The organism is Aurantimonas sp. (genome assembly GCF_964217435.1).
In the GTDB taxonomy this organism is placed as follows: Bacteria; Pseudomonadota; Alphaproteobacteria; order Rhizobiales; family Rhizobiaceae; genus Aurantimonas; species Aurantimonas coralicida.
In genome coordinates, this window is record NZ_CAXPJM010000005.1 from 1 (window position 1) to 20,688 (window position 20,688).

A 20,688-nucleotide genomic window follows, 5' to 3' on the forward strand; every position below is an offset into this window, starting at 1 on the left:
TCCATGCCCATAAAGTCAGCGATCTTGTTCGTGAAAGTCGAGCAGTTATAGGCGACGGCGTGCCAGAGCGGGCTGTTGCCCTGAAGCTGCCGGATCCGGCCAAGGATACGCTGATACTCTTCCGGTGTGAGTGCAATGGTCATCTCGTTCTGAAGATATCTAATCTCGGTGTCGCCGTCCGAGAAGCCGGTCTCGGATGGGACCGGGGCGATATGGCCCATGGTATAGACAGCGTTGCCGCCTGCGGGGTGAAGACCGGCGATCTCGGTCATGTTCGAGATGAGGACTCCCCCATTGTCGTAGGGGACGTTACCGCGCGAATCGAGTTCGCCGAAGGCGACGAACGAATGGCCGTAGCTTTCAGCATTACGGGCACGGAAAGAGATGAAGTAGGGCTTCGCCAACTGGCCAACGGCGCTTTGCCCCGACCAGGGTGAGAACCGAACCTGCTGATCGGTCCCGGTGAAGCTCGTGGCAGGAGCACCGACCGTCATGTTCGAATTCGAAGAAGTTGATGAGCAACCGGCAAAGACCGCGATCAAGATTGCGATCGCAGTGAATTTCGCAAGAAACTTTACCATGTCGGTCGATCCCAAACGCATCGTTGTTCAGCCTCTCCGGCATGAGCATGCACGACTTGCTGTGAAAATATGGAGAGAGGTGCCATCCCCTAGCGGCTGACTAAGGCCTAAGTTGGGTGGCGTCTAGGAAGCCGAGCTTGAGAGGACGACCTTCTTAAATTTCCGGTCCAGCCAGTGCCGCCGTGTCGACTGGCGCGGCGCCGGCGAGGGCGCTTTCATAGGCAGGGCCAAGCGCCCGCTGATCGTCGCGGATCCCGCGCTGGACATAGGACGGGATCGGCGCCACGCCGAGCGTCTCGTCGAGGGCGCCCGTCAGCCGATCCGGCGCAGCGAGCTGGCGTTCGCGGAGCCGATCGGTAATGACGCGCTGCCCTTTGCCGGGCGTGGTGGCGATAGCCGCCGTATTGTCCCGTAGGTTCGCGCCGAGATCTGCAACCACGCCGTCAGGGCCAAGCTCCCGAACGCGCCGGCCGGCGTCGGCGGGCGGAATGCCATCGTCGCGAAGACCGCGTACCACGGCCTTCGGTACGGTGCGCCCGGCCTGGTCCACAAGCTTGCGCATCGGTGTGGTCAGTGCGCCGCCGGTGGTGATGCCAGCGAGATCCAGCGCCCGCGACATCCCTTCATCCGACAGGGGATCGACGTTGCCCTGGTAGACATCGCCAGGCAGCGGCCTGGGAGCTACGGCGCTCTAGCCAGCGGACAACCGGCGATTTCCAGCTCCCAAGGGGTTCCTGTCGCCTTGTTGCCCCGGGTGATAGCCGGGCAACCCTGCTCCCACCACTTGGCGACAGTGTTGCGGTCTCGGTCGACGGCAGCGGCGACGCCCGCGAGGGACATCAACCGCCCCGATGCGCGCTCGCTGCGCGGCGCGGCGTGGTCGCCGCTCTCGTTCAGCACTCTTGCGCGGTCGTCTCGCCATGTGTCGGAACCCCTGTTTTGCAGAGACTCCGACAGGGTCCGGCGCAAGATTCGACGTCGGGGGTGCCTATGTTGATCCCGATTTTCAAAATTCGTAGACGGAGAACCAATGGGGTCGCGAATAACCCCACAGTGAACCGCGGCCCCAGGGACCCCGGGATTTCAGAAATCCGGATTTCAAGAATCCGCGCGGCGGCCTGTCGGCTGTGGTCTGCTAAGGGCGCCGCCTTGACGGCTGGCTGCCCGCGTACAACCCTGCGACCGCCGAGATGGAAGGGGTCGCATGGACGAAGACGAGAGCGGCAGATACTTCGTGAACAAGCGAAGCGATCGCTTCTACGCCGGGCGGCGGATCGGCGATCGCATCCGGATCATGAGCGAGATTGTCGAGGGCGATGTCGGGCAACATTTCGCTACCATTGGCGACGAGCTGGTCATCCGCCGGCCGCCAAAGGGACGCTTCGAAATCAAGGCTACCGTCTCGGAGGACGACCGCGACATCAAGACGCTGACGATTCAGAAGTGGCGCGTCATCGATGGCGTCCCGTACGACAGGACGTACTTCTCGTTCGTGGGTGGAGAGATCGATCGCCTTCTCGACTTCGTGCACCGAGTGAGAACCATCTATCTGCCCGGTCCGGAGAAGATGACGGTCGATCTCGACAGCCTCACCCAAGTGACGCTGACCGATGAGCAGGCCAAGGCCTTCCTGACCAATAACCCGGACTTCGTGATCGATGCGGCGACAAACGAGATCACGCAGCAGGACATCATAGCGCTGGCATATCGCAGAGGTGAGCTCGCCCGCTTTGAGCGCTTGCTGACCGACGGCGACTACTTCGAGGCCGAGCGAAAACGGTTGGACGTTCGCGGGCAGGAAGCGTTGTGGCAGGCGTTCTTCGAGGAGAACCCGTGGATCTTCGGGTACGGCCTGAGCTACGTGTTCACGTCCGCTCTGGAGGGTCGGAAACTGGAGCAGGTCGTCGCGGGGTATACTGTCTCAGGGGCAGGGAAGCGCGTCGACGGCCTCCTGAAAACCCAAGCCGGCGTGAACGCCCTGTGCTTCGTCGAAATCAAGACCCATGGCACCGCCCTCCTGAGGACGAATACCTATCGTCCCGGTACGTGGGCTCCTTCACCCGAACTCGTCGGTGGCGTGGCCCAGTGCCACGAGACGGTGCGGGCGGCCTCCGCTGCCATCGGCGAACGCCTCCATCCGACTGATGGAGACGGCAACCCAACGGGGGAGGACCTTCTCAACGTCCACCCGAGGGCGTTCCTCGTCATCGGTTCGCTTGATCAGTTTCAGGCGGAACGGGGGACCAACATCCAGAAATTCCGATGCTTTGAGGCGTTCAGGCGAAACCTGCACCAACCCGAGATCCTGACGTTCGACGAGCTGCTACACCGCGCCCGCTTCATCGTGGAGAGCCAAGAGAATCTGAGTGCTGGATCGCCCTCGGAAGATGAAGCGGCTTCATACGATCCGCCGGACGATTTGCCGTTCTAACGCATGACGGTCGTGATGGCACCGCTGTCTCGCCGTCTCTCTGCTGCCCACCGCCGCCGCCGTTCATCCTCCGGCATTGATAGCAGCGCATCGATCACCGCTAGGCACGTGCCGAGCTGCCCGTCCGCGCCGGCGCACGCATAACCGCGCAGATCCATTTCGATGGTCTCCCGTGCATCCTGCCAAAGCGCGGCGTCGCCGACGTGGCCGCTGCGGACGAGGCTCAGGTGCGGGGAGTCCGGCAGGCTACGCAGGATGTCGGCAATCTGGTGCGGTTCGACGGGATCAGCCTCAAGAATTGCGATGGCGGCGCGGAGCGCGGAGCCCGGTGCGGCTGCGGCGCTTCACCTTGTGCACGGTCGGCGCGACGGCGGCGAGCAGGCCTTGAGCCCGCTGTTCGTCCGGCGTGTCGTAGCGCCCCCTCAGCCGCTCCCTGGCGGTGCGCGGGACGAACGGGATCCGGATAGGCCGGAGTCGGTGTGTGCTCGCTGACATCTGCATCGCGGGTCTCCCTCTTTCGCACGGAGAGCCTGTTCGCCGGCTGCGCGGGCGTCAAACCGTCAGAGAGCACGGTAGCATTCGCCATAGGTCGCCATCACGAAAACGTGAAAATATGTTTGTCCTCAAGGACTCGCATGGCGCAAGGCTTCGTCAACAGGATTGGCCGCGCCAATGGCAAGGATTCGATGAGACGACGCGGGATCGAATCCTAGATTTCGTCGCCAAGGCTCGTTCGGTAAACTTAATTGGCTTTCGACGAAATCCTTAGATCCGTCGGCGCATCACGCCGGAGGCTTGCCTCAGACTATGAGGTTACCCATCATTTCTTAAGGCACACTTGCAAGGGCAGGGCGCCGGGGCCGGAGGGGCCAACGAGGAGAGAAGACAGTGACCGACATCATCACCGACATTGCCGAGATCAAGAACGCCATCAACGAGGGCTTCCAAGCCGGAACCGTCGACCATACCAACAGCGCCGAGGAGCTGCGCGAGTTCTACGTCATCGGTAACGAGATCGACGACGAGGTCATCCTCGACGCTCTCGCGGAGGCAGTTCGCGACGACACCGCCCCGGTCCTCGTACTGACACTCGGTACGGACACGGTTCAGGTCCAGGTCGACGTCGGGGACGAGGACGACAACGAGACCATGGCTGCGGCCTTCGCGGAGGCGACGCGGGAGATCTCCGAGAGCTGGGGCTACCGGGTAAGGCTGTACCCGGCGGGCAGCACCGAGGAAGGGAACGACATCCTCATCGGCTACCGCGCCCCGCAGGGCGATTACTGCGCTCACGATGTGGAGGACGTGCAGCGCTTCGGTGTCGAGATCGGTCGCTACCGCGTCGTCACCGAGGACCGTGAAACCGCCTGATCAACGGGAGCGCGGGGTTCCGGCCCCGCGCCCGCCTTCCAGCCGCCTCGCGCCGGGGGCGCCTCGACGACGGGCGACAGCGCGGCGCGACGGCAGATCCGGCTTGGGAGACGAACATGAGGACCGACCGCTACAACGCCCTCCGCCGACGGCTGCGCCTGACGCTGCCCGAGGTTTCGGCCGCCACCGGCTACAGCCTCGGCTACGTCAGTCGCTGGGGGCACTCAGGATCTTCGGCGATCGAACCGCCAGCCGTCGCCATCGAGCGGCTGGCGGTTCTTCTCCGGGCTCGAGCCCTGGATGACCTCGCGTACAGCGACGGGAGAGCAGCTTGATGGACATCCACGTACACAATTACACCCACTTCCGCGAATTGGGGGCTATTGTGTACGTGGGCGCCTAGTTGGGTCCGCCGCCGTTCCGAGGGCGACGCGGCGGCTCCAGGCGTTGATGTCGGGTGGCTAGTCGATGTTCGGCAGCCGCATGGACACGTACGGTCGGCGGCTGGTCGTAGTGGCGCTCGCCGACGGGCGCGACGCCGGGAGGGTGCTCATCGACGAGGGGGCTGGCGCAGTCATCGCCAAACTCGGGGAATCTTTGGTGTTGACGCCCTCGATTCTTGCAATCGCTGATCCGACAAGCATGAGAACTACGCTCCGCCGACGTAGGCAGGATTCGGCTCGACCTCGATCCCGACGGTATGGTACCGCGCCAGCGGGTCTCGACCGTCCCAGTTCGGAGGCATGCGGCTGCCGAGGCGGGCCGCATTGAGAAGTGCCTCTTCCTCGGAGGTGATGATGCAGACCGTCAGGTCGCGGACGAGGACCTCCTTTACCGCGTCCGTGGAGGGGTCGGCCATCTCCATGAGCTGCGCCTGCAAGGCCCTGAACGGCACGGCGTGGTCGTAGCGGATCCTGCCGCCGCCCCGGGGGATGCCCGCAGAGGCGAGCGACCGGTAGCGGGCGGCCTCGAGCTTGTTTCCCCCGCGCTTCTCCCACAGGAAGTGTATGGGGTCGCGCAGCGCCTTCGTCCAGGCCGAATTCGGCATCCCCTTGTCGCGGACGCGCTGGCAGTACCGGATCGCGTCGCAGATCAGGTCGAGTCGCTGGGCTTCTGATAGGCCGCTCCTGACTGTCATGGGTCCTCCTTCTGTCGAGAGGGCATCTAGTCAGGTGGTGGCGGTCGTCTCGTCCGTGATCTCGGATGTCACGGGCGGATGATGCGGTCGGACCAGGTCACCTCCTTGCGAAGGACAGGCACTAGGCGGCGGGTTGAGTTGGACGTCGTTATGCGGCTGCCTCCGATGCGATGCTTCGAGGTCCGAACATGCGGCGTTTCGCCTACACCCGCTGTGCGATGTCGGATCGCTCGATGGTGCACTTCTGCCTCTGACCGATGCCCTGGCCTAGCGCGGTGGATCACCGTCCGAAGCGAGGCGTATCATCCGGGCTGGGTTCGATGCCCAAAGCGATGCGTCGTCGACGGACCAACTCCTCGACGATGGTCTATTCCGTGAACTCGTCACCCCTGACCCGGTCGACGAAGCGTGGCTTCGGGCCCGTGATCCAGAAAAAGAGCGCGTTGAACCGGGGTATCTCGACCAGCCGTATTTCCCGTTCGCCGGGTTCGTCGGCGATACGATCAGCTATGCTGATGGCTGCCAACAACCCGCGCTTCGTGGCCACGAATTCCGTTCGTTCGGCTTGGAATTTGCCGATCAACCCACGGACGGAAACTCGGGCCACGAGTGCATTCTCCTTCAGGACCCAGAAAACGAATGCGTCCGGGATCCACGCCTTTGGAAACAGATCGCTCTCCTCGTCGCCCTCGGTAACGTAGGAGCGCAGCGCCACCTTCGACTGCGAGTATTCGGTCGCTTGACCGGGTCTCGGACGACCGAAGGAACGTACCGCGCGACCTGCGCGGCGACCCGCCCGTGCAGCCGAGCCTCCTCGGCGGCGATGAAGTCCCGCGCCTCGCGATCTTGCGCGCTAAGCTCTGCCAGCCAACGCTCGATGTCTTGCTGGCGTCGGGTACGGACGATCCCGGGCGGGCGCAGCAGCCCGGCGGCCATCCACTCCGGGATCCGCCGTTCGCCGTTCCTCCAGCGCTTCATCAGCATCCGGTCGATGCGACCCTGCGACTCGAGGCCGCCCTTGCCGTCCTGCCGAATGGCGGCGCGGTCCCCCGCGAATTCGATCTCCCAGTCCCTCCGTCCGTCGTAGATCGCCTCGGCAACCGCCGATACGGCGTCGGGATCCGCGCCGTGGCCGTGCGGCCAGTGGCGCTGCAGGAGCGTCAGGTCGTCTTCGGCTGGAGGGGTCTCAGTCATGGTGAGACTCCTCCAGCCGGGCGTCTGATTCCGCAAGCGCGCCGTCACATCGGCACATTCCATGTGTGGTCATGGGAGGCCCGCTGGCGGTGCAAAATGCCGACACCGCGTGATCTGCCGGCGGTGCTCACCGCATGACGGGAGTAATGGGCGCGAACGTCAATCCGCACGGTCTCCGGATGCCCAGAAACGGCGCTCCGCGTCGGCCCGTCGACGGCGTGCCTTGGCGTCGTCCGGCAGCGTGTAATGAGATAGCCTCGTGTAGGACTCGGCAGCATCGAATCCTTGCCGGGTGAGATGCCTGTGAGCCGTTCGCATTAGCCGCTCGTAGACAAGGGCTTCCGGGCCGTCTGGAGCCTTGCGCACAGCCTCAGCCAGACGCCGCACGGCGACGGCCAGTCCTTGAACGACAATCCGCGTTTCGGGCGCGCCGCGGGAACCGGTTGCCCCGGCCTTCGCACGTTCACGCAGCCGTGCCCTGTACCTCCGCTGCTCTTCCGCATGTCTCGTCACCATAGCCCTGTCATCCCGCTCACCGCGTGAGGCATGAGCTTGTCGGATGGGCCTGCAAGAGACGACGGCGACGTGTGGATCAGGGTTTAGGCATAGAGAGACGTTCGGGGGTCAACATGCGCGGCCGCAGCGTCCCAGCTCGCGCTCGCATGCGCGTCGACGACGCGACGCCCGGTCGTCCCGGGAAAGCCGTATGAACGGCTCGCTCGATCGCGTTGGCGCCGGGACCGCCCACGGCGAGCAGGAGAATCGCGGCATCGGAGAGGGCGATCCTGATCGCTTCGTCCGTCGCCTCCGGTCGGCCGGCTTCGGCCGAGGCCCGCTTCTTCTCGCGGTGCCTGCGCTGGGCATCGCGGTTGTACGTGGCGCGGTCTTCAGCCGCCAGCTCTCGTACGGTGCGTTTGCCGCCCTGCGTCGCCATCGCGGTGTACAGCGCCGCGATGGCTTCGGTCTGCTTGTCCGTCGTCGTCATCTCGGTGTCCCCCTGCTCAGACCAAGGGTGCTCCGCCGGCGGAAATCTCGCAAGCGATGTTTGACATGTAAAACACGAAATCGTCGGCGCTTATTGCAGGCTTCCCACCCGGGGGAGACCCCTCGCGATAGCGTCGGCCCGCGCGCGAGCGGGGATCCCGCTTCGCCCCGGGGCGACAGGCTTCTTGTCGCGCGGAGCGCACGGAGACCTTCTCGCGAGATCGGTCGGCTGCTCTCGCGAGAAGGTTGACGACGGGCGTCGGGGGAGACCCATCGCGTAGCGATCGCTCGACGCTCGTCGGTTGGGCGCGACGCTTATCTCTCTCCATGCCCTGGCCAATACCCCGCGAAGCGGAACGGCTTTCGAGAGACCCTCGCGGAGCTTGTTGTCGGCTGGCTCGCGCGGAGGATCCCAACAGCGCGAGCAGGAAGACTCCTAGCAGGGGCGGAATCCCAAGGTGCGAGAGGGTCGTTGGATTCTACTTAGTATCAGGCCAAGGCGGTGGTGGATTTTTCTCGAAATGCCTACGTTTTTGCGGACCATTTGATCGCAGATCTAACGGAAGATGTTCCATTCGGTCGCATATCTAACGAGTTGCGCGACCGATGGCGCGAGCGAGCGGCGTACCGCCAGCCGAAGGCACGGAGCCATCCGCCGGCGGAGCCCTTAGTTGACTTCTACTTAGTATCGCAAACCCAAACGGTTGACCGGGCCTCTTCGTCGCTCGCCAGATCGAAGGCATTTGATCGCGCATCTAACGGCGAGCGGCTCATTTGGTCGCACATCTAACAGCCATCGCTTGCTCCACGCTCGGACAGAGCTCAGCATTTGATCACAGGACGTCTGCACGAGGCGACGAAATGGGAGAGGGACGATGGCGGTACAGAGATTGAGGCGGAGGCGGGTGCCCACGACGTCGTACGCGCGGCTCGAGAACGCCGCCCTGGCTGCGGTGGTATCCGAGGGCGGGGAGATCGAAGGGCGGGAGAGCGGGCTCTATAACCCGGCTCCACGGGGGAGCGTCGCAAAGGCATCGGCCAGCGTCGAAATCTTCCGCTCGATCGCCCCCCAGTCGCCCCGGCCGGCGGAGATGCTCGACACCGTCACCGTCAAAGGCGACGGGATGCTCTCCGCTCGAGACTTGGCAATCCACGAGTACCTTGTCGCCGCCGCGTACGAAGCCGCGTACGTCGCATCGGAGCAGGGGACCGAGCGCGAGGTCGTCGGGCAGGAGCTCGAGGTTCCGATGAAAGGCGTCCTTGCGTTCCTCGGTACTTCCGCCCGGCGTGCCCACGTCTTGAAATCGGTTGCCGCGCTGAACCGGACTTCGGTGTCATACAGCATCCCCGGGGGGCGCACGGTGACCGATGTCCCTCTCTTGGTCGGCTGGCACGAGTCGGGCGCCGAAGCCGACGTCGTCCGGTTCTCGCTTCCGTCGCGGGTGTGGTGGCTGCTCGCAAGCCAGCCGTCTTACGCGTATCTCGAGTTGGCCGCACTCGCGACGATGTCGTCGCGCTACGGCATTCATCTCTACCGCCACCTGGCGCTTCGAATGAGCCGGACGCGCTGGGATCCGATGGAGCCAGATACGGTCCTTCACTACAGCCCGGAGGAAGCGGCTGCCGCCATCGGCTACGACGAGGCGCCGATGCAGGTGGGGCGACTGACGACGGCACTGAAGCGCGCCGTTTCGGATCTTAAGGAGGTCCGGCGCTTCCGCGTCGAGTACGCCGCGCCGCGCCGCCGAGCTGCGAAGGGGGCTCCGATCTCGGCGTTCGTCCTCCAAATCGCGATGCTGCCCCCGCAGGTCGAGACGGCCAAGCTGGGGGGCATCCACAAGTCGGCCAAACCCTTCACCGGCGCGCCGGACGTGCCGGATCTTCGAGTCAATTCGCATGTGTGGGACAAAGCCTCGGAACTCGCGCGGCAGCACGGCCGGCGTATAGCGCCAAATTACATCTCCGGCGCTTGGTTCGGCTCTCTTCACGAGGCGTACGGGGGCGGGCCGACGGATCGGGACGCCGCCCGGAAAGAATATCGAGGCGCAGCCCTCCTCCGCGCGATCCGGGCGCACGGCCCGGACCGGGCGGCATTCGCTTGGTTCACGGAAGAGCTCAAGGATCCAGACCTGCTCGCCGAGGTTGACCATTCGTCAGAGCTCGACAGAAGGTTCAAGTACGAGGCCGCCGGCGAGAAGGCCCGACGTATCCGCCTCAGGGACTACAAGCACGGCGACCGCAAGCAACGGGCGGCGCGGCTGCCCAAGCCGACGCGTGAGCAGCGGTTTGCAAAAGCGGTGGCGAAGGTCGAGGCCGGCAAGGCAGAGCGCTTGAAGCGTTTCGCCGATGCGACAGTAGTGGAACTGGACGTCGCCTACGACGGCATCAACGACGCGAGACGAATGGCTGACGACTTCACGCGCCGGACCTGGCGGGGCAACCGACTGATCGAACTTCGTCTCAGCCACCTAGTACGCGACGACATCGTCACGGAGGTCATCGGACGCTACCCGGCATCGGTCGACGACCTTGAGTCGGTGCTCTCGCGACCGGACATCATCAGTGGCTACCGACCGATCCACGATCCGACGGTGGAAGCGCCGGTAGTCACGGGACCGCGCCGCCCCGCCTTTCTTCCCGGAAGCAAGCCATGGGAGGTCGTAGGCGGGACGGCCAAAAAGCCGAGCGATGACGATTGACGATCGCTCCCCGTTAACCCTGCCGGCGTCCGCGTCCGGCAGGGTCCTCGACGCCGCGCCGCCGGCCGGCTACCTGTGGCAACACAACCGGAGCGACCACCATGCGGAACACGACCTTCTCGATACGTAGCTGACACCCGTCAGGCCCGCCGCCGCAATCAAGCGACGGCCGTATCAGAGGAGAACCGCATGCCGTCTCACGAAGATTCCTACGATTCCCGACCGATTCCATTCCCCCAGCGCCGGCGGCTCGACATCCGAGCGTTGGCCGACCGCACCGCGCTTTACTATGCCCAGGATGCCGCCCCGGGGCCGCGTCTGACGGACGACTGCCCGGTGCTGCGCCGGTGGTCCGTCGCTCGGATGGGCGGTTGCCCCTGCATCATGGGCGTCGACGATTTCGGCCACGTCCTGTCGATCGAGATCCAGGCATACGCCGCAGACGGCACGTGGGCGCGGCGACTTGACGGCAGCTACGTCCGCCTCCGGGAACCGTGGCCGCTGCCGCTTGCTCCGGAGGCCGGACGATGAGCCGGACGCCCATGACGGACCGCGAGCGCGCTCACATCGAGCACACGCTCGCGCGTTACGAGAGTCTCTGCGCCGACATGCGGGACACCCTCCTTCACGGATGGCCGTCACCTGATTTTCTGGAGGAGAAGGGTACACCGCTCATCGACCTTTGGCGGTTCGGCAGCCGCGGAGTGATCATTCTTGAGGGGGAGGTCGCGTCGCATCCGGTCCTCGGCGCCGGATGGACGCGGACTTCGCCGCTTCTGGCGCTCTCCGTCCGGGCGGGCGTCGGGCGCACCCAATCGCGCTGGTACCGTCTGGGTACGCACCTCCAACAGGTGGCCGACGCGCTCGGGGCCCAAATCGTCGACGGAGGCCCCGAATGAAGCCATTTGACATCAGCCCCGAACAGCGGGAGCTGCTCATCCGGGATGCGGAACGCTACGAGCTTGTCGCCCGAGGGGTCCGAGAGATCGCGGAGTTCGGGCGTCCCTCCGACATCGCGCTCGCGAGTTCCCCGGTAATCGAGGGATGGGGCTTCGAGGCGCTGGTGGGTAACGAACTCGTCGGCGCATGGAAGCCGGCAGGAAAGCCTACCCTCGTCGCAGGCCGCGCCGGTCGCGTCATCCTCAATGCTGCCGACCTGTCGGCTGTCCTGACTGAGCAGGGCTGGTTCCGCCTCGGCGCCCCGGACGAATCCCGGGCCAGAACAACGGAATTGCCCCGATGATCGACATACGACCACGCACACGCACACGCTGACGGCATCCGGTCTCTCTCCGGGTGCATCGACACCCTGTGAAAAGGAGACATCCTGATGTCCGATAATATCCATACCTATGATCCGGCGGGCCTGCGCGAGCGGTTCCCTGAGATGCTCCAGCAGGCATTTGATGTCTCGCCGCCGCCGGGCTGGGTGCCGCTGGTCGCGCGCCTGCTCGAGCGCATCGACCCCGCGCTCGCACCGGAGGATCGTCAGTCTTTCCGGATTACGCAGATCAAGGAAAAATTTGGCGGACTTCGCTGTTACCACAACGGCGGCGAGGACATCGAGATGATGGTCGACGCCGCCGACGAGGAGGCGCAGCGGACGTGCGAGGTCTGCGGAGCTCCCGGGCGCAAGCGCACGGGCGGCTGGATCGCCGTGCGCTGCGACGAACACGCGGAGGTCTGACGATGCGTATCTGGATACTGTCCGACCTTCATATCGGCGCCGACGGCATGGAACTCGAGATCCCGGAGGCAGACGTCTGCGTCTGCGCCGGCGACGTGACCGACCCGGTGCTCGGTTCGATGCGCTGGCTGAGCCAGTGCATCGGGTACCATATGCCCGTCATCTTCGTCGCGGGGAATCACGAGTTCTACGGGGACTCGGTCGCGCACGGCCGCGCGATGGCGCACGCTCATCCCGTCGATGGCGTGCATTTGCTCGACGACAGCAGCGTTGTCCTCGACGGCGTGCGCTTCGTAGGGGCGACCCTCTGGACCGATTACGCGCTGTACGCGGCGGGCAAGGTCGACCGCGAGGCGGATCTGGAGATCGGACATTCGATGGACATCGCTGAGCGGCTGCTTGCGGATCATTACGCCGTACGCGTCGGTGACGGGGGAGGCCTGGTCCGCCGTTGGACGCCGAACGACGCGCGAGCGATGCACCAGCGGAGCAGGACGTATATTGAAGAGGCGCTTGCGACGCTATTTGAAGGACCTACGGTCGTCGTGACGCACCACGCGCCGCATCCGCGCAGCGTGTCGCCTGAGTACCATGAGAGCCTACTGAATCCGGCTTTCGTTTCGGATCTAACCCCGGTCATCGAGACCGGTCGGCCCGACCTGTGGGTGCACGGTCACGTACACTCGTCGCACGATTATCGGGTGTCCGACACCCGGGTCGTCTGCAATCCTGGGGGCTACTCGCACGAGAGGTCCGACTGGGATCCCGGCCTCGTCGTCGAGTTGGATCGTCGCTCGGGGGGAGGATCCCGATGACCCCCCGGGTTTCCTGTACTTCGAAGCAGGCTTTGCTCGATGATGCCAGAGAGCGGGCGCGTCGGCTGATCGAGGAGAGCCGGGCGCAGAGGCAGCGGGACATCGAGGGCTGGACGTCCGTCGGTGAGCTGGCGGACCGGATCACCGCCGCCGTCGACGAGGCGCGCCGGGGGCCGGCAATGTCGGTGGAGGAAGCGCTTGCGATGATCGACGGCTTTGGCGAGACGAGGCACTAGGGCCGCTGGAGCCCGGCTTCGGCTTGGGCGCAGCCCTCTTTGATCAGGCGATCCCACTCCTCCAGCATCAGCGACTTGTCGGGCAGGGCGGGATCCTGGTCGTATACCGTCTCATCAAGGCCATACCGCCCTTCATCGGCTCTCGTGATCATCGGCACCGCCTCTTTCGTCAGTCCGAGAGTCGTCACCCGGGGGCGCATGTGCGTGACGAACGCGCGACGGAGGTCATGGGTGGCTGCCCATGGCGCGGACGCCAGAGGACCGCCAGGCGCGCGCAGCTCCTCCAAAACTTCGTTGAGCATGCGCTCGGACATGTGGCCGGTCCCGGGGTCCGTCTTACGGCGCAGACGCTGTTGAGGGAAAAGCCAGGCATTACCGGTCCGACCATACGCCTGCGCGGCGCGAACCGCGCTGGCGGCGAGATCGGGCAGCGGCAAGACGCGAAATTTACCGCTCTTGTCCGGCCCGATCTTCCAGACCATGCCGTACTTGGGGTGCTCCACGAAGGCCCGCCGACGCGCGCGGACAACGGTCATCCGGCGCTGCCCGGTCATCATCTGTAGCAAGATGGCTAGCCTCGCGGCATGATTCTTCGCCGCCTCCAGCCCGATGACGATCATGCCGAGTTCCTCCAGTGTCAGCGCCCGTGGAGCCTCGCTCTCTTCGTGCTCTTCGTATGCGCTGACGGACGACGTCGGAGCGCGCTTCAGCTCGGTAGCGACATTCGCGGTCAGGCCACTGACTTCAGAGTTCTCGACGGCCCAGCCGAACACCGCCTTCATAGCTGCGACCGATAACCGCGCCTGGTTCGAGTTCGACACCTGCTTCCCGTCCACGTTGCCGCGTCCGAGGACGGAGTTCCGGACGAGCCTGAGGTCGTGCGTGGTGATCAGCGTCACTGGGCGCCCGGCGATCGACTTGAAGTCCGCCTCAAGTGGCGAGCCCGGGACCGCACCGAGGGCGGAGCGGTAGCCTCGATGTGTGTCTGGCGAACGGTGGCCCTTGCACCAGGCGAGGTAGGCGTCGCGCATGCCTTCCCACCTCATGACGGTTCCCGACGCCGCCGCCGCCTGGGCTGTCGAGGCGTCGACGGAGCGGTGGGCGACGGACGCCTTGAGCATTGCTGATGGGTCGTTGCCCTCGGTGAGCATGCCACGAGCGCGAGCGACCAGATTGCGCAGCTCCGGGATGTCCGCGGCGTCGAACGCCGACAGCGGGCCGATGGCAATCTTTTTCACCCGCGTGATCAGGTACCAAGCGGCGGCTCCTGACTGCACGCGGATCGCGAGACCGGGCATTGTCGCGTCCCGGTAGATCTCGCTGTCGCCGTCACTGGCGATGCGAGCGGCCTTCCTGATGGTGTTCCCGTCGAGGATTTCAGTTGGCATAGGCGTGACCTGTGAAAGGGAGGCGTGACCTGACGGTTAGCACCATGGGCTCCAAAGGTCACGCCGAGGTCACGGCCAAGAAAGTTTACCGTTGCAGGCGGGGTTGAGAAAATTGCTGCACACGCGGTAGTTTAGGGGCTATATCACGATGCGGAGGTAGGGTCTGAGCCTCCTGACGCCCCTTACCAGCTATCTCTTAATCAGCGGGTCGTAGGTTCGAACCCTACATCACCCACCAAATCTTCTTTCCAAACATCTTTTCAAGCCATCAACGGCCTTCCGGACCACTCCGGGGAGCGGTCGCCGGCATGTGCGCAACGAAGGTCGTTTGCGCGCGATCTCCGTCGCTGACTGCGCATGGTTCAGGCCGCTACCGGGTGTTCTGCGCTCTAATCTGAACCGGTTCGCAGCCTTTGGCGGATCTGCCGGCGCGAGACGCAGCAGCTCGATGGTCCGGCCGAGGTTCGATTGCTCAGCTTCGCCGCGGACGGCGCTCACCGCGTCGGCGTCGTCGCGATCACGACCGACGACAGGATATGCGCCTTCATGATCGCCTCGGCCCATTGGGCGTCGCCGAGGGAGAGGGCGGCGACGATCTCGCGGTGGTCGCTGCAGCTGCGCCGGATCTGATCCGGCGAGAACTTGCGGTAGGTCCGCATGATCAGCGCCAGATCGATCATCGGCGCGGCGACGCTCAGAAGATGTTCGTTTCCCGACAGTTCGAGCAGGCGGACATGGAAGGCGGTATTGGCCTGTGAGAACGTCTGCAGGAAGTCGCTTTCGCTGCCCGCGAGCAGATCCTCCATGGCGCCGCACATAGCCTCTAGGCCACGGATATCGGACGCCGTGACCCGCCGGACCGCCAGCGCGCAGCCATAGCTCTCCAGAACCGCCCTTGTGCCGAACAGGCCGGCGACCTTGTCGCCGTCCCAGGAGGCGACGGTGGCGCTGGACCGCGCCTTGGTGACGGCGAAGCCTTCCGCGGCCAGCCGCCGGATGGCCTCGCGGACCGGCGTCCGGCTGAGGCCCGACAGCCGCGCCAGTTCCTCCTCCGCCAGGCGAGATCCCTCCGGGAAGCGATTGGAAACAATACCGTCCCGGATGAACCGGTAGGCTTCGTCGGCCGCGCCCAGGCTCTCGTTCTCCGCCATCAATTCCGCTTTCTGTATACAAGGATTTGCGTCAGGCCGCGTTATATGCCTTTTTGACGGCCTGTTGTATCCAGGAGGAGCAGGCCCCCCATGTCGTCCAGTCTCGGATCCATTCTCGCCGAGCCCGGCTGCGTCGTGGCCCCCGGCATCTACGACATGATCTCGACCCATCTCGCGATCAGCGCCAAGGCGAGAATACTCTACATGACCGGATACGGGACCGTGGCCTCGCATCTCGGCATTCCGGACGCCGGGCTCGCCTCGTTCCGCGACATGGTCGACCGGGTCGCCGTGATGGGCCGTGCCGCGCGGGAGGCGGGCATTCCGCTCGTGGCCGATGGCGATACCGGCTATGGCGGCCTCCTGAACGTCGACATGACGGTGAAGGAATACGAGCGGGCCGGGGCGTCAGCGATCCAGCTCGAGGACCAGGTGTTTCCCAAGAAGTGCGGCCACACACCCAACCGGCCGGTGGTGCCGAAGCAGGAGATGGCCGACAAGATCCGTGTCGCCGTCGAGGCCCGCCAGAGCGACGACTTCTTGATCATCGCCCGCACCGATGCGCGCTCCGATCAGGGGCTCGACGAGGCGCTGGACCGCATGGCCGCCTATGACGCGGCGGGGGCCGACATCCTGTTCGTCGAATCGCCGGAGAGCGAGGACGAGCTGCGACTGATCGGCGAGCGGTTCCCGCACAAGCCGCTGGTCGCCAACATGGTCGAGGGCGGCCGCACGCCGGTTCTCGACGCCCGGCGCCTCGGCGAACTCGGCTTCAGCCTCGCGATCTTCCCGGCCATCGGGTTCCTGTCCACCGCCAAGGCCCTGGAGCGGGCCTATGGCAACCTCGTCGCGACCGGCGCCTCGGCCGGCAAGGACGATCTCTACAGCTTCCAGAAGTTCAATCGGATGATCGGCTTCGAGCGGGTCTGGGAGTTCGACAAACGTCACGCCCGCGACTGAGGAGGCGATAGGTGGCCCGGCAGATCGCCTGCCGGGCCCGGCCATGCGTCAGCGCGTGCGGGCGGTGGCGACGGCGCGCTTCATGTCGGCCGGGGCGACGACGCCGGGGAAGAGCACCGTGCCGACCAGATAGGCCGGCGTGCCCATCAGCCCGAAACCCTCGGCCTGCTGGTTGTTGCGCTGGAGGATGCCCTCGATGCGTGCCCGGTCGGCCTCATAGGCCCGCTTCAGGGCTGCGACGTCGAAGCCTGCCCGGGCGAGGATGTCCTCGACCTGGTCGGGCGTCAGATGGCCAGGCGTTGCCATCAGCGCAGCTTGCGCCTTGGGGTAGTGCTTGCCGGCAGCCAGGGTCAGCCGGGCGGCCAGCACCGAGGCCGGCCCGAAGACCGGCCAGTCCTTCATGACGTGGCGAATGTTGCCGTCCTCGCGCACGAGGCGGGCGACGTCGGGGTGCGCCTTCTTGCAGTAGGGGCACTGGTAATCGAAGAATTCGGCGATGGTCATGTCGCCCTTCGGATTGCCGAGGACCGGGATCTGAGGGTCGAACAGCACCGCCTCCGGCGACATCGGGTCGGCCGGCGCCGCGTTCGCTGCGCGCGGCAACAGCGAGACCGTGCCGGTGGCGAGGAGCGCTGCCATCAGGTGGCGACGGTCGAGGCTGGGGCGGGTCATGCGGAAGGGGCCCTTTCGGTGTCGGACACCTGCGGTGCGGACTCGGGGCCGAGCACCACGACGCGGGTCTTGGGCGGCACGCGCCGGTTCAGGTCGATGACGTCCTGGTTGAGCATGCGGATGCAGCCCGACGAGACGGCCTTGCCGATCGACCATTCCTGGTTGGTGCCATGGATGCGGTAGAGCGTGTCGCGGCCGTCCTTGAAGAGATAGAGCGCGCGGGCGCCGAGCGGGTTCTCGATGCCGCCCTTCATGCCGTTGCGCAGCTCGCCGCCGTATTTCTCCGGCTCGCGCTTGATCATGTCCTGGGTCGGGGTCCAGCGCGGCCAGGCCGCCTTGCGCTGGATCAGCGCCTCGCCGGTGAATTCCAGCCCCGCCTTGCCGACGCCGACGCCGTAGCGCATCGCCTTGCCGTTCTCCATGACGAGATAGAGGAAGCGCTGATACGGATCGACGACGACCGTGCCCGCCGGCTCGCTGGTGTCGTAATCGACGATCTGGCGGATGTTGCGGGATTCCATCGCGGTGGGGGCGACGGCGGGAATCTGCCAGCCATCGTCCAGCACCGGCCCATACATCTCGGCAACGCGCGGATCGACCGGCGGCTTGGGCTGGGCGTAGGCGAGCTGCCGGGTGGGTTCGCCGGTGGTGGAGCAGGCGCCCAGCGCCAGTCCGAGGAGGGCGATCGCGACGGCGCGGGGGACGGTTTGGATCATGCGGTCTGTTCCTGAAATGCTGTAAGGCGTAGGGCGCCTCGTCGGAACGGGTCGTCGGTCGCCAAGCTTAAGGCAGCCTTAAGCTGGATCGGCAGGATCGCCGCCGTGGCAGAACCGCAACGGAGCAGGCATGCGCATTCTGATCGTCGAGGACGACGAGATCCTGGGGAACGGCCTGAAGGTCGGACTGGGCATGAGCGGATTCACCTCCGACCTCACCGATTGCTGCCGCGATGCGGAGGCGGCGCTGGCCGTCGGAGGCTTCGACGCGGTCGTGCTCGACGTGATGCTGCCGGACGGATCGGGCCATGACATTCTCGCGGCCATGCGCCAGCGCGGCGACACCACGCCGGTGCTGCTCCTGACCGCGCTCGATGCGCTGCCGGACCGGATCCGCGGTCTCGACGGCGGCGCCGACGATCATCTGGGCAAGCCCTTCGCGCTGGACGAGGTGGCGGCGCGGCTGCGGGCGCTGATCCGCCGGGGGAGCACACGCGCCGAGCCCTTCCTCGAATGGGAGGGGGTGCGGGTCGATCCGGCCGCGATGGTGGCGACGCAGGATGGCGTGGAGATCCGCCTGTCGCGGCGCGAATTCGCCGTCCTCCACGCGCTGATCCAGCATCCCGGCGCGATCCTGTCGCGCAGCCAGCTCGAGGACAAGCTCTACGGCTTCGACGAGGGCGTCGAGAGCAACGCCGTCGAGGTGCATGTCCACAAGCTGCGCGCCAAGTTCGGCAGTCGCTTCATCGAGACGCTGCGCGGGGTCGGCTACCGGTTGCGCAGGGCCGATTCATGAGGGCGTCGCTGAAGGGTCGGCTGTTTGTCCTGCTTCTGGTCTCCACCGGCTTCATCTGGCTGTCGGCGACGGCATGGATCTACGCCAGCACGCGGGCGGAGGTGGAAGAGGTGCTCGACGCCCGGCTGATGGAGGCGGCGCGCATGGTGTCCTCGCTGGTCGGCAGCCGGCAGATCGACATGGCCGCCGCGGCCGAGTTGGGCACCTCGGACCTGCCCGCCTTCACCCAGGCCGGCCAGAGCTACGAACGGCAGCTGTCGTGCCAGATCTGGTCGCTGTCCGGCTCGCTGCTCGGCCGGTCGGACGGCGCCCCGCAGCAGCGGCTGTCGGACCACGGATCGGGCTTCGCGGAGCGGCAGATCGACGGCGAGACCTGGCGCGTCTTTGCCGTGCGCAGCGCCGAGACCGGCGTGGAGGTGCTGGTCGGCGACAGCCTTGAGGTGCGGGCGCGGCTGGTGCGCGACATGGTGACGGGCCTGCTCCTGCCGATGGTCCTTATCGCGCCGGCTCTGGCGCTGATCATCTGGTTCGCCGTGCAACGCGGCATGCGCCCGCTCGACAAACTGGCCGGCACGTTGGCCGGGCGCAGCGCCGACGAGCTGCATCCGCTGCCGGCGGAGGGAAGCGTCACGGAGATCCGCCCGATGGTGGCGGCGCTCAACGGGCTGTTCGACCGGGTGGGCCGGGCCCGTCGGAGCGAGCGGCAGTTCCTCGCCTATGCCGCCCACGAATTGCGCACGCCTCTGGCCGGGCTGAAGACCCAGGCCGAGATCGCCACGCGCAGCCCGGATGCGGCGGTGCGCGACGTTGCGCTGACGCAGATCACCACCGCCGTCGACCGGACGTCGCGGCTGGTGCAGCAGCTTCTGGCAAGCGCCGAGGCCGAATGCGTCGATGTCGACGGTGCGCCAACGCCGGTGGAGCTGCGCGACATGCTCGCCGATCTCCTGACCGATCAGGCGGCACGGCTGACGGCGAAGGGCGGGCGGCTCGATCTCGATGCCTCGCTTTCGGACATTCAGATATCGGCGAACCCGACATTGCTGGCACTGGCCCTGCGCAATCTGGTGGAGAACGCGGTCAACCATTCGCCCGAGGGAGGGACGGTCCGGATCGCGCTAAGGGGCGAGGCGATCCTCGTCGAGGACGAGGGGCCGGGCCTGCCGGAGGACGAGCTGGCCCGTGCGACCGAGCGCTTTTTTCGTGGCCGGAACCGCGTCTCCGTCGGTTCAGGACTGGGGCTCAGCATCGTCGCGCAATGTGCCGAGCGGCTCGGCGGTACGCTGTCGCTGGCCAATCGCAACGAAGGAGGCCTGCGCGCCACGCTCGGCGTTCCGGGTCTGGCCGCCTGATTGCGATCGGTCGCGCGAGGCGGGGGCGCGGTGCGGTCAGTGGGGCCGGGCTGCGCCCTGGTTGCGACCGAGGCGGATGGCATGGCGAATGCTGTCGAGAAGGGCACTGTCGACGAGCGGCTTTTCCAGAAGCTGCATGACGCCGGCCTTCCGGGCGCGGCGACGCAGCGTTTCGGTGGCGTGGCCGGTGATCAGGATGATGGGCAGCGTCAGGCCCTTCGCCCGCAGGGCATCGAGCACGTCGAGGCCATCCATGCCGGGCATCTGGTAGTCGAGGACAAGGCAGCAGGCGGCGCCGAGATCGTCGTGCAGCAAGAGCTCCTCGCCGGTGCCGCAGAGGCTCACGGAGAGATCGTCCAGTTCCAGCGCGAATTTGAGGGATTCCCGCACTGCCAGATCGTCGTCGACCAGAAGGATCAACCGCTTTTCTTTCCTCATGCGAGCTGCTCCGGCACCATCGTCGGCAACCGCCCCTGCCGCGCTCAATTGGTCCATTAGGCAAACGACCGGCACGCAT

Annotated in this window: 24 protein-coding genes; 13 read left to right on the plus strand and 11 right to left on the minus strand. The window is 65.8% G+C overall.

The features are described 5' to 3' along the window. On the minus strand, window positions 1-581 hold a 581-nt coding region (locus ACEQX1_RS01765), incomplete at its 3' end, for a hypothetical protein (protein ID WP_372521415.1). A 154-nt stretch (window positions 582-735) separates the two neighbouring features. After that, window positions 736-1,200, minus strand: a complete 465-nt coding sequence (locus ACEQX1_RS01770) for a hypothetical protein (RefSeq protein ID WP_188077978.1) — start codon at window positions 1,198-1,200, stop codon at window positions 736-738. Between the two features lie 585 nt (window positions 1,201-1,785). Between ACEQX1_RS01770 and ACEQX1_RS01775 the strand changes: the two genes are divergently transcribed. From ACEQX1_RS01775 to ACEQX1_RS01785, 3 genes are all read left to right on the plus strand, one after another. Continuing rightward, the gene (locus ACEQX1_RS01775) at window positions 1,786-3,012 is read left to right on the plus strand and encodes a Shedu immune nuclease family protein (RefSeq protein ID WP_188077979.1); all 1,227 of its coding nucleotides are present in this window, start codon (window positions 1,786-1,788) and stop codon (window positions 3,010-3,012) included. 888 nt (window positions 3,013-3,900) lie between these two features. After that, window positions 3,901-4,383 carry a hypothetical protein gene (locus ACEQX1_RS01780; protein WP_188077980.1) on the plus strand — a complete coding sequence of 161 codons (483 nt, stop codon included), beginning with the start codon at window positions 3,901-3,903 and terminating at the stop codon, window positions 4,381-4,383. 116 nt (window positions 4,384-4,499) lie between these two features. Further along, entirely contained in the window at window positions 4,500-4,718 is a 219-nt protein-coding gene (locus tag ACEQX1_RS01785; RefSeq protein ID WP_188077981.1) for a hypothetical protein, read from the plus strand. A 314-nt stretch (window positions 4,719-5,032) separates the two neighbouring features. On the opposite strand, the gene ACEQX1_RS01790 is transcribed toward ACEQX1_RS01785, so the two are convergent. The 4 genes from ACEQX1_RS01790 to ACEQX1_RS01805 form a co-directional block, all read right to left on the minus strand. Then, on the minus strand, window positions 5,033-5,521 hold the full coding sequence (locus ACEQX1_RS01790; protein ID WP_009209204.1) for a hypothetical protein: 489 nt from the start codon (window positions 5,519-5,521) through the stop codon (window positions 5,033-5,035). Between the two features lie 367 nt (window positions 5,522-5,888). Next, window positions 5,889-6,128 (minus strand): hypothetical protein, encoded by a 240-nt coding sequence (locus ACEQX1_RS01795; RefSeq protein ID WP_148233772.1) that lies wholly within the window; start codon window positions 6,126-6,128, stop codon window positions 5,889-5,891. A gap of 14 nt (window positions 6,129-6,142) precedes the next feature. Continuing rightward, the gene (locus tag ACEQX1_RS01800; protein ID WP_230785969.1) at window positions 6,143-6,715 is read right to left on the minus strand and encodes a hypothetical protein; all 573 of its coding nucleotides are present in this window, start codon (window positions 6,713-6,715) and stop codon (window positions 6,143-6,145) included. Between the two features lie 592 nt (window positions 6,716-7,307). Next, window positions 7,308-7,700, minus strand: a complete 393-nt coding sequence (locus tag ACEQX1_RS01805; RefSeq protein ID WP_024351517.1) for a hypothetical protein — start codon at window positions 7,698-7,700, stop codon at window positions 7,308-7,310. A gap of 904 nt (window positions 7,701-8,604) precedes the next feature. On the opposite strand from ACEQX1_RS01805, the gene ACEQX1_RS01810 reads away from it, so the two are divergent. The 7 genes from ACEQX1_RS01810 (at window position 8,605) to ACEQX1_RS01840 (ending at window position 13,136) form a co-directional block, all read left to right on the plus strand. Continuing rightward, window positions 8,605-10,398, plus strand: a complete 1,794-nt coding sequence (locus tag ACEQX1_RS01810) for a hypothetical protein (RefSeq protein ID WP_370192891.1) — start codon at window positions 8,605-8,607, stop codon at window positions 10,396-10,398. A 264-nt stretch (window positions 10,399-10,662) separates the two neighbouring features. Beyond that, on the plus strand, window positions 10,663-10,929 hold the full coding sequence (locus ACEQX1_RS01815; protein WP_040325511.1) for a hypothetical protein: 267 nt from the start codon (window positions 10,663-10,665) through the stop codon (window positions 10,927-10,929). Next, a complete protein-coding gene (locus ACEQX1_RS01820) occupies window positions 10,926-11,297 on the plus strand; it encodes a DUF6634 family protein (RefSeq protein WP_228241453.1) in 372 nt (123 codons plus the stop codon). The genes ACEQX1_RS01815 and ACEQX1_RS01820 overlap by 4 nt, the downstream gene beginning before the upstream one ends. Beyond that, on the plus strand, window positions 11,294-11,641 hold the full coding sequence (locus ACEQX1_RS01825; protein WP_024351514.1) for a hypothetical protein: 348 nt from the start codon (window positions 11,294-11,296) through the stop codon (window positions 11,639-11,641). Before ACEQX1_RS01820 ends, ACEQX1_RS01825 begins: the two co-directional genes overlap by 4 nt. A gap of 87 nt (window positions 11,642-11,728) precedes the next feature. Continuing rightward, the gene (locus ACEQX1_RS01830) at window positions 11,729-12,085 is read left to right on the plus strand and encodes a hypothetical protein (protein WP_009209210.1); all 357 of its coding nucleotides are present in this window, start codon (window positions 11,729-11,731) and stop codon (window positions 12,083-12,085) included. 2 nt (window positions 12,086-12,087) lie between these two features. Further along, a complete protein-coding gene (locus tag ACEQX1_RS01835) occupies window positions 12,088-12,900 on the plus strand; it encodes a metallophosphoesterase (RefSeq protein WP_009209211.1) in 813 nt (270 codons plus the stop codon). Next, window positions 12,897-13,136, plus strand: coding sequence for a hypothetical protein (locus ACEQX1_RS01840; protein WP_228241451.1), 240 nt, complete (start codon window positions 12,897-12,899; stop codon window positions 13,134-13,136). Before ACEQX1_RS01835 ends, ACEQX1_RS01840 begins: the two co-directional genes overlap by 4 nt. Here the strand turns inward: ACEQX1_RS01840 and ACEQX1_RS01845 are convergent. Both ACEQX1_RS01845 and ACEQX1_RS01850 read right to left on the minus strand, forming a co-directional pair. After that, window positions 13,133-14,524, minus strand: a complete 1,392-nt coding sequence (locus ACEQX1_RS01845) for a hypothetical protein (protein WP_370192887.1) — start codon at window positions 14,522-14,524, stop codon at window positions 13,133-13,135. The two genes, ACEQX1_RS01840 and ACEQX1_RS01845, sit on opposite strands and share 4 nt — an antisense overlap. 494 nt (window positions 14,525-15,018) lie before the next feature. Continuing rightward, window positions 15,019-15,675 carry a GntR family transcriptional regulator gene (locus ACEQX1_RS01850; protein WP_370192885.1) on the minus strand — a complete coding sequence of 219 codons (657 nt, stop codon included), beginning with the start codon at window positions 15,673-15,675 and terminating at the stop codon, window positions 15,019-15,021. Window positions 15,676-15,765: 90 nt separating this feature from the next. On the opposite strand from ACEQX1_RS01850, the gene ACEQX1_RS01855 reads away from it, so the two are divergent. Beyond that, the gene (locus ACEQX1_RS01855; RefSeq protein WP_370192883.1) at window positions 15,766-16,635 is read left to right on the plus strand and encodes an oxaloacetate decarboxylase; all 870 of its coding nucleotides are present in this window, start codon (window positions 15,766-15,768) and stop codon (window positions 16,633-16,635) included. Between the two features lie 48 nt (window positions 16,636-16,683). Here the strand turns inward: ACEQX1_RS01855 and ACEQX1_RS01860 are convergent, their stop codons facing one another. Together ACEQX1_RS01860 and ACEQX1_RS01865 are read right to left on the minus strand one after the other, a co-directional pair. Next, the gene (locus tag ACEQX1_RS01860; protein WP_370196450.1) at window positions 16,684-17,307 is read right to left on the minus strand and encodes a DsbA family protein; all 624 of its coding nucleotides are present in this window, start codon (window positions 17,305-17,307) and stop codon (window positions 16,684-16,686) included. Further along, entirely contained in the window at window positions 17,304-18,023 is a 720-nt protein-coding gene (locus ACEQX1_RS01865) for a L,D-transpeptidase (RefSeq protein WP_370192879.1), read from the minus strand. The genes ACEQX1_RS01860 and ACEQX1_RS01865 overlap by 4 nt, the downstream gene beginning before the upstream one ends. 130 nt (window positions 18,024-18,153) lie before the next feature. Between ACEQX1_RS01865 and ACEQX1_RS01870 the strand changes: the two genes are divergently transcribed. Both ACEQX1_RS01870 and ACEQX1_RS01875 read left to right on the plus strand, forming a co-directional pair. Further along, window positions 18,154-18,819: a winged helix-turn-helix domain-containing protein gene (locus ACEQX1_RS01870; RefSeq protein ID WP_370192877.1), complete on the plus strand. Its 666-nt coding sequence runs from the start codon at window positions 18,154-18,156 to the stop codon at window positions 18,817-18,819. Beyond that, on the plus strand, window positions 18,816-20,171 hold the full coding sequence (locus ACEQX1_RS01875; protein ID WP_370192875.1) for an ATP-binding protein: 1,356 nt from the start codon (window positions 18,816-18,818) through the stop codon (window positions 20,169-20,171). Before ACEQX1_RS01870 ends, ACEQX1_RS01875 begins: the two co-directional genes overlap by 4 nt. Window positions 20,172-20,207: 36 nt before the next feature. Here ACEQX1_RS01875 and ACEQX1_RS01880 read toward each other — a convergent pair whose 3' ends face one another. Beyond that, window positions 20,208-20,609 carry a response regulator transcription factor gene (locus ACEQX1_RS01880; RefSeq protein WP_024351504.1) on the minus strand — a complete coding sequence of 134 codons (402 nt, stop codon included), beginning with the start codon at window positions 20,607-20,609 and terminating at the stop codon, window positions 20,208-20,210. Window positions 20,610-20,688 lie beyond the last annotated feature (79 nt).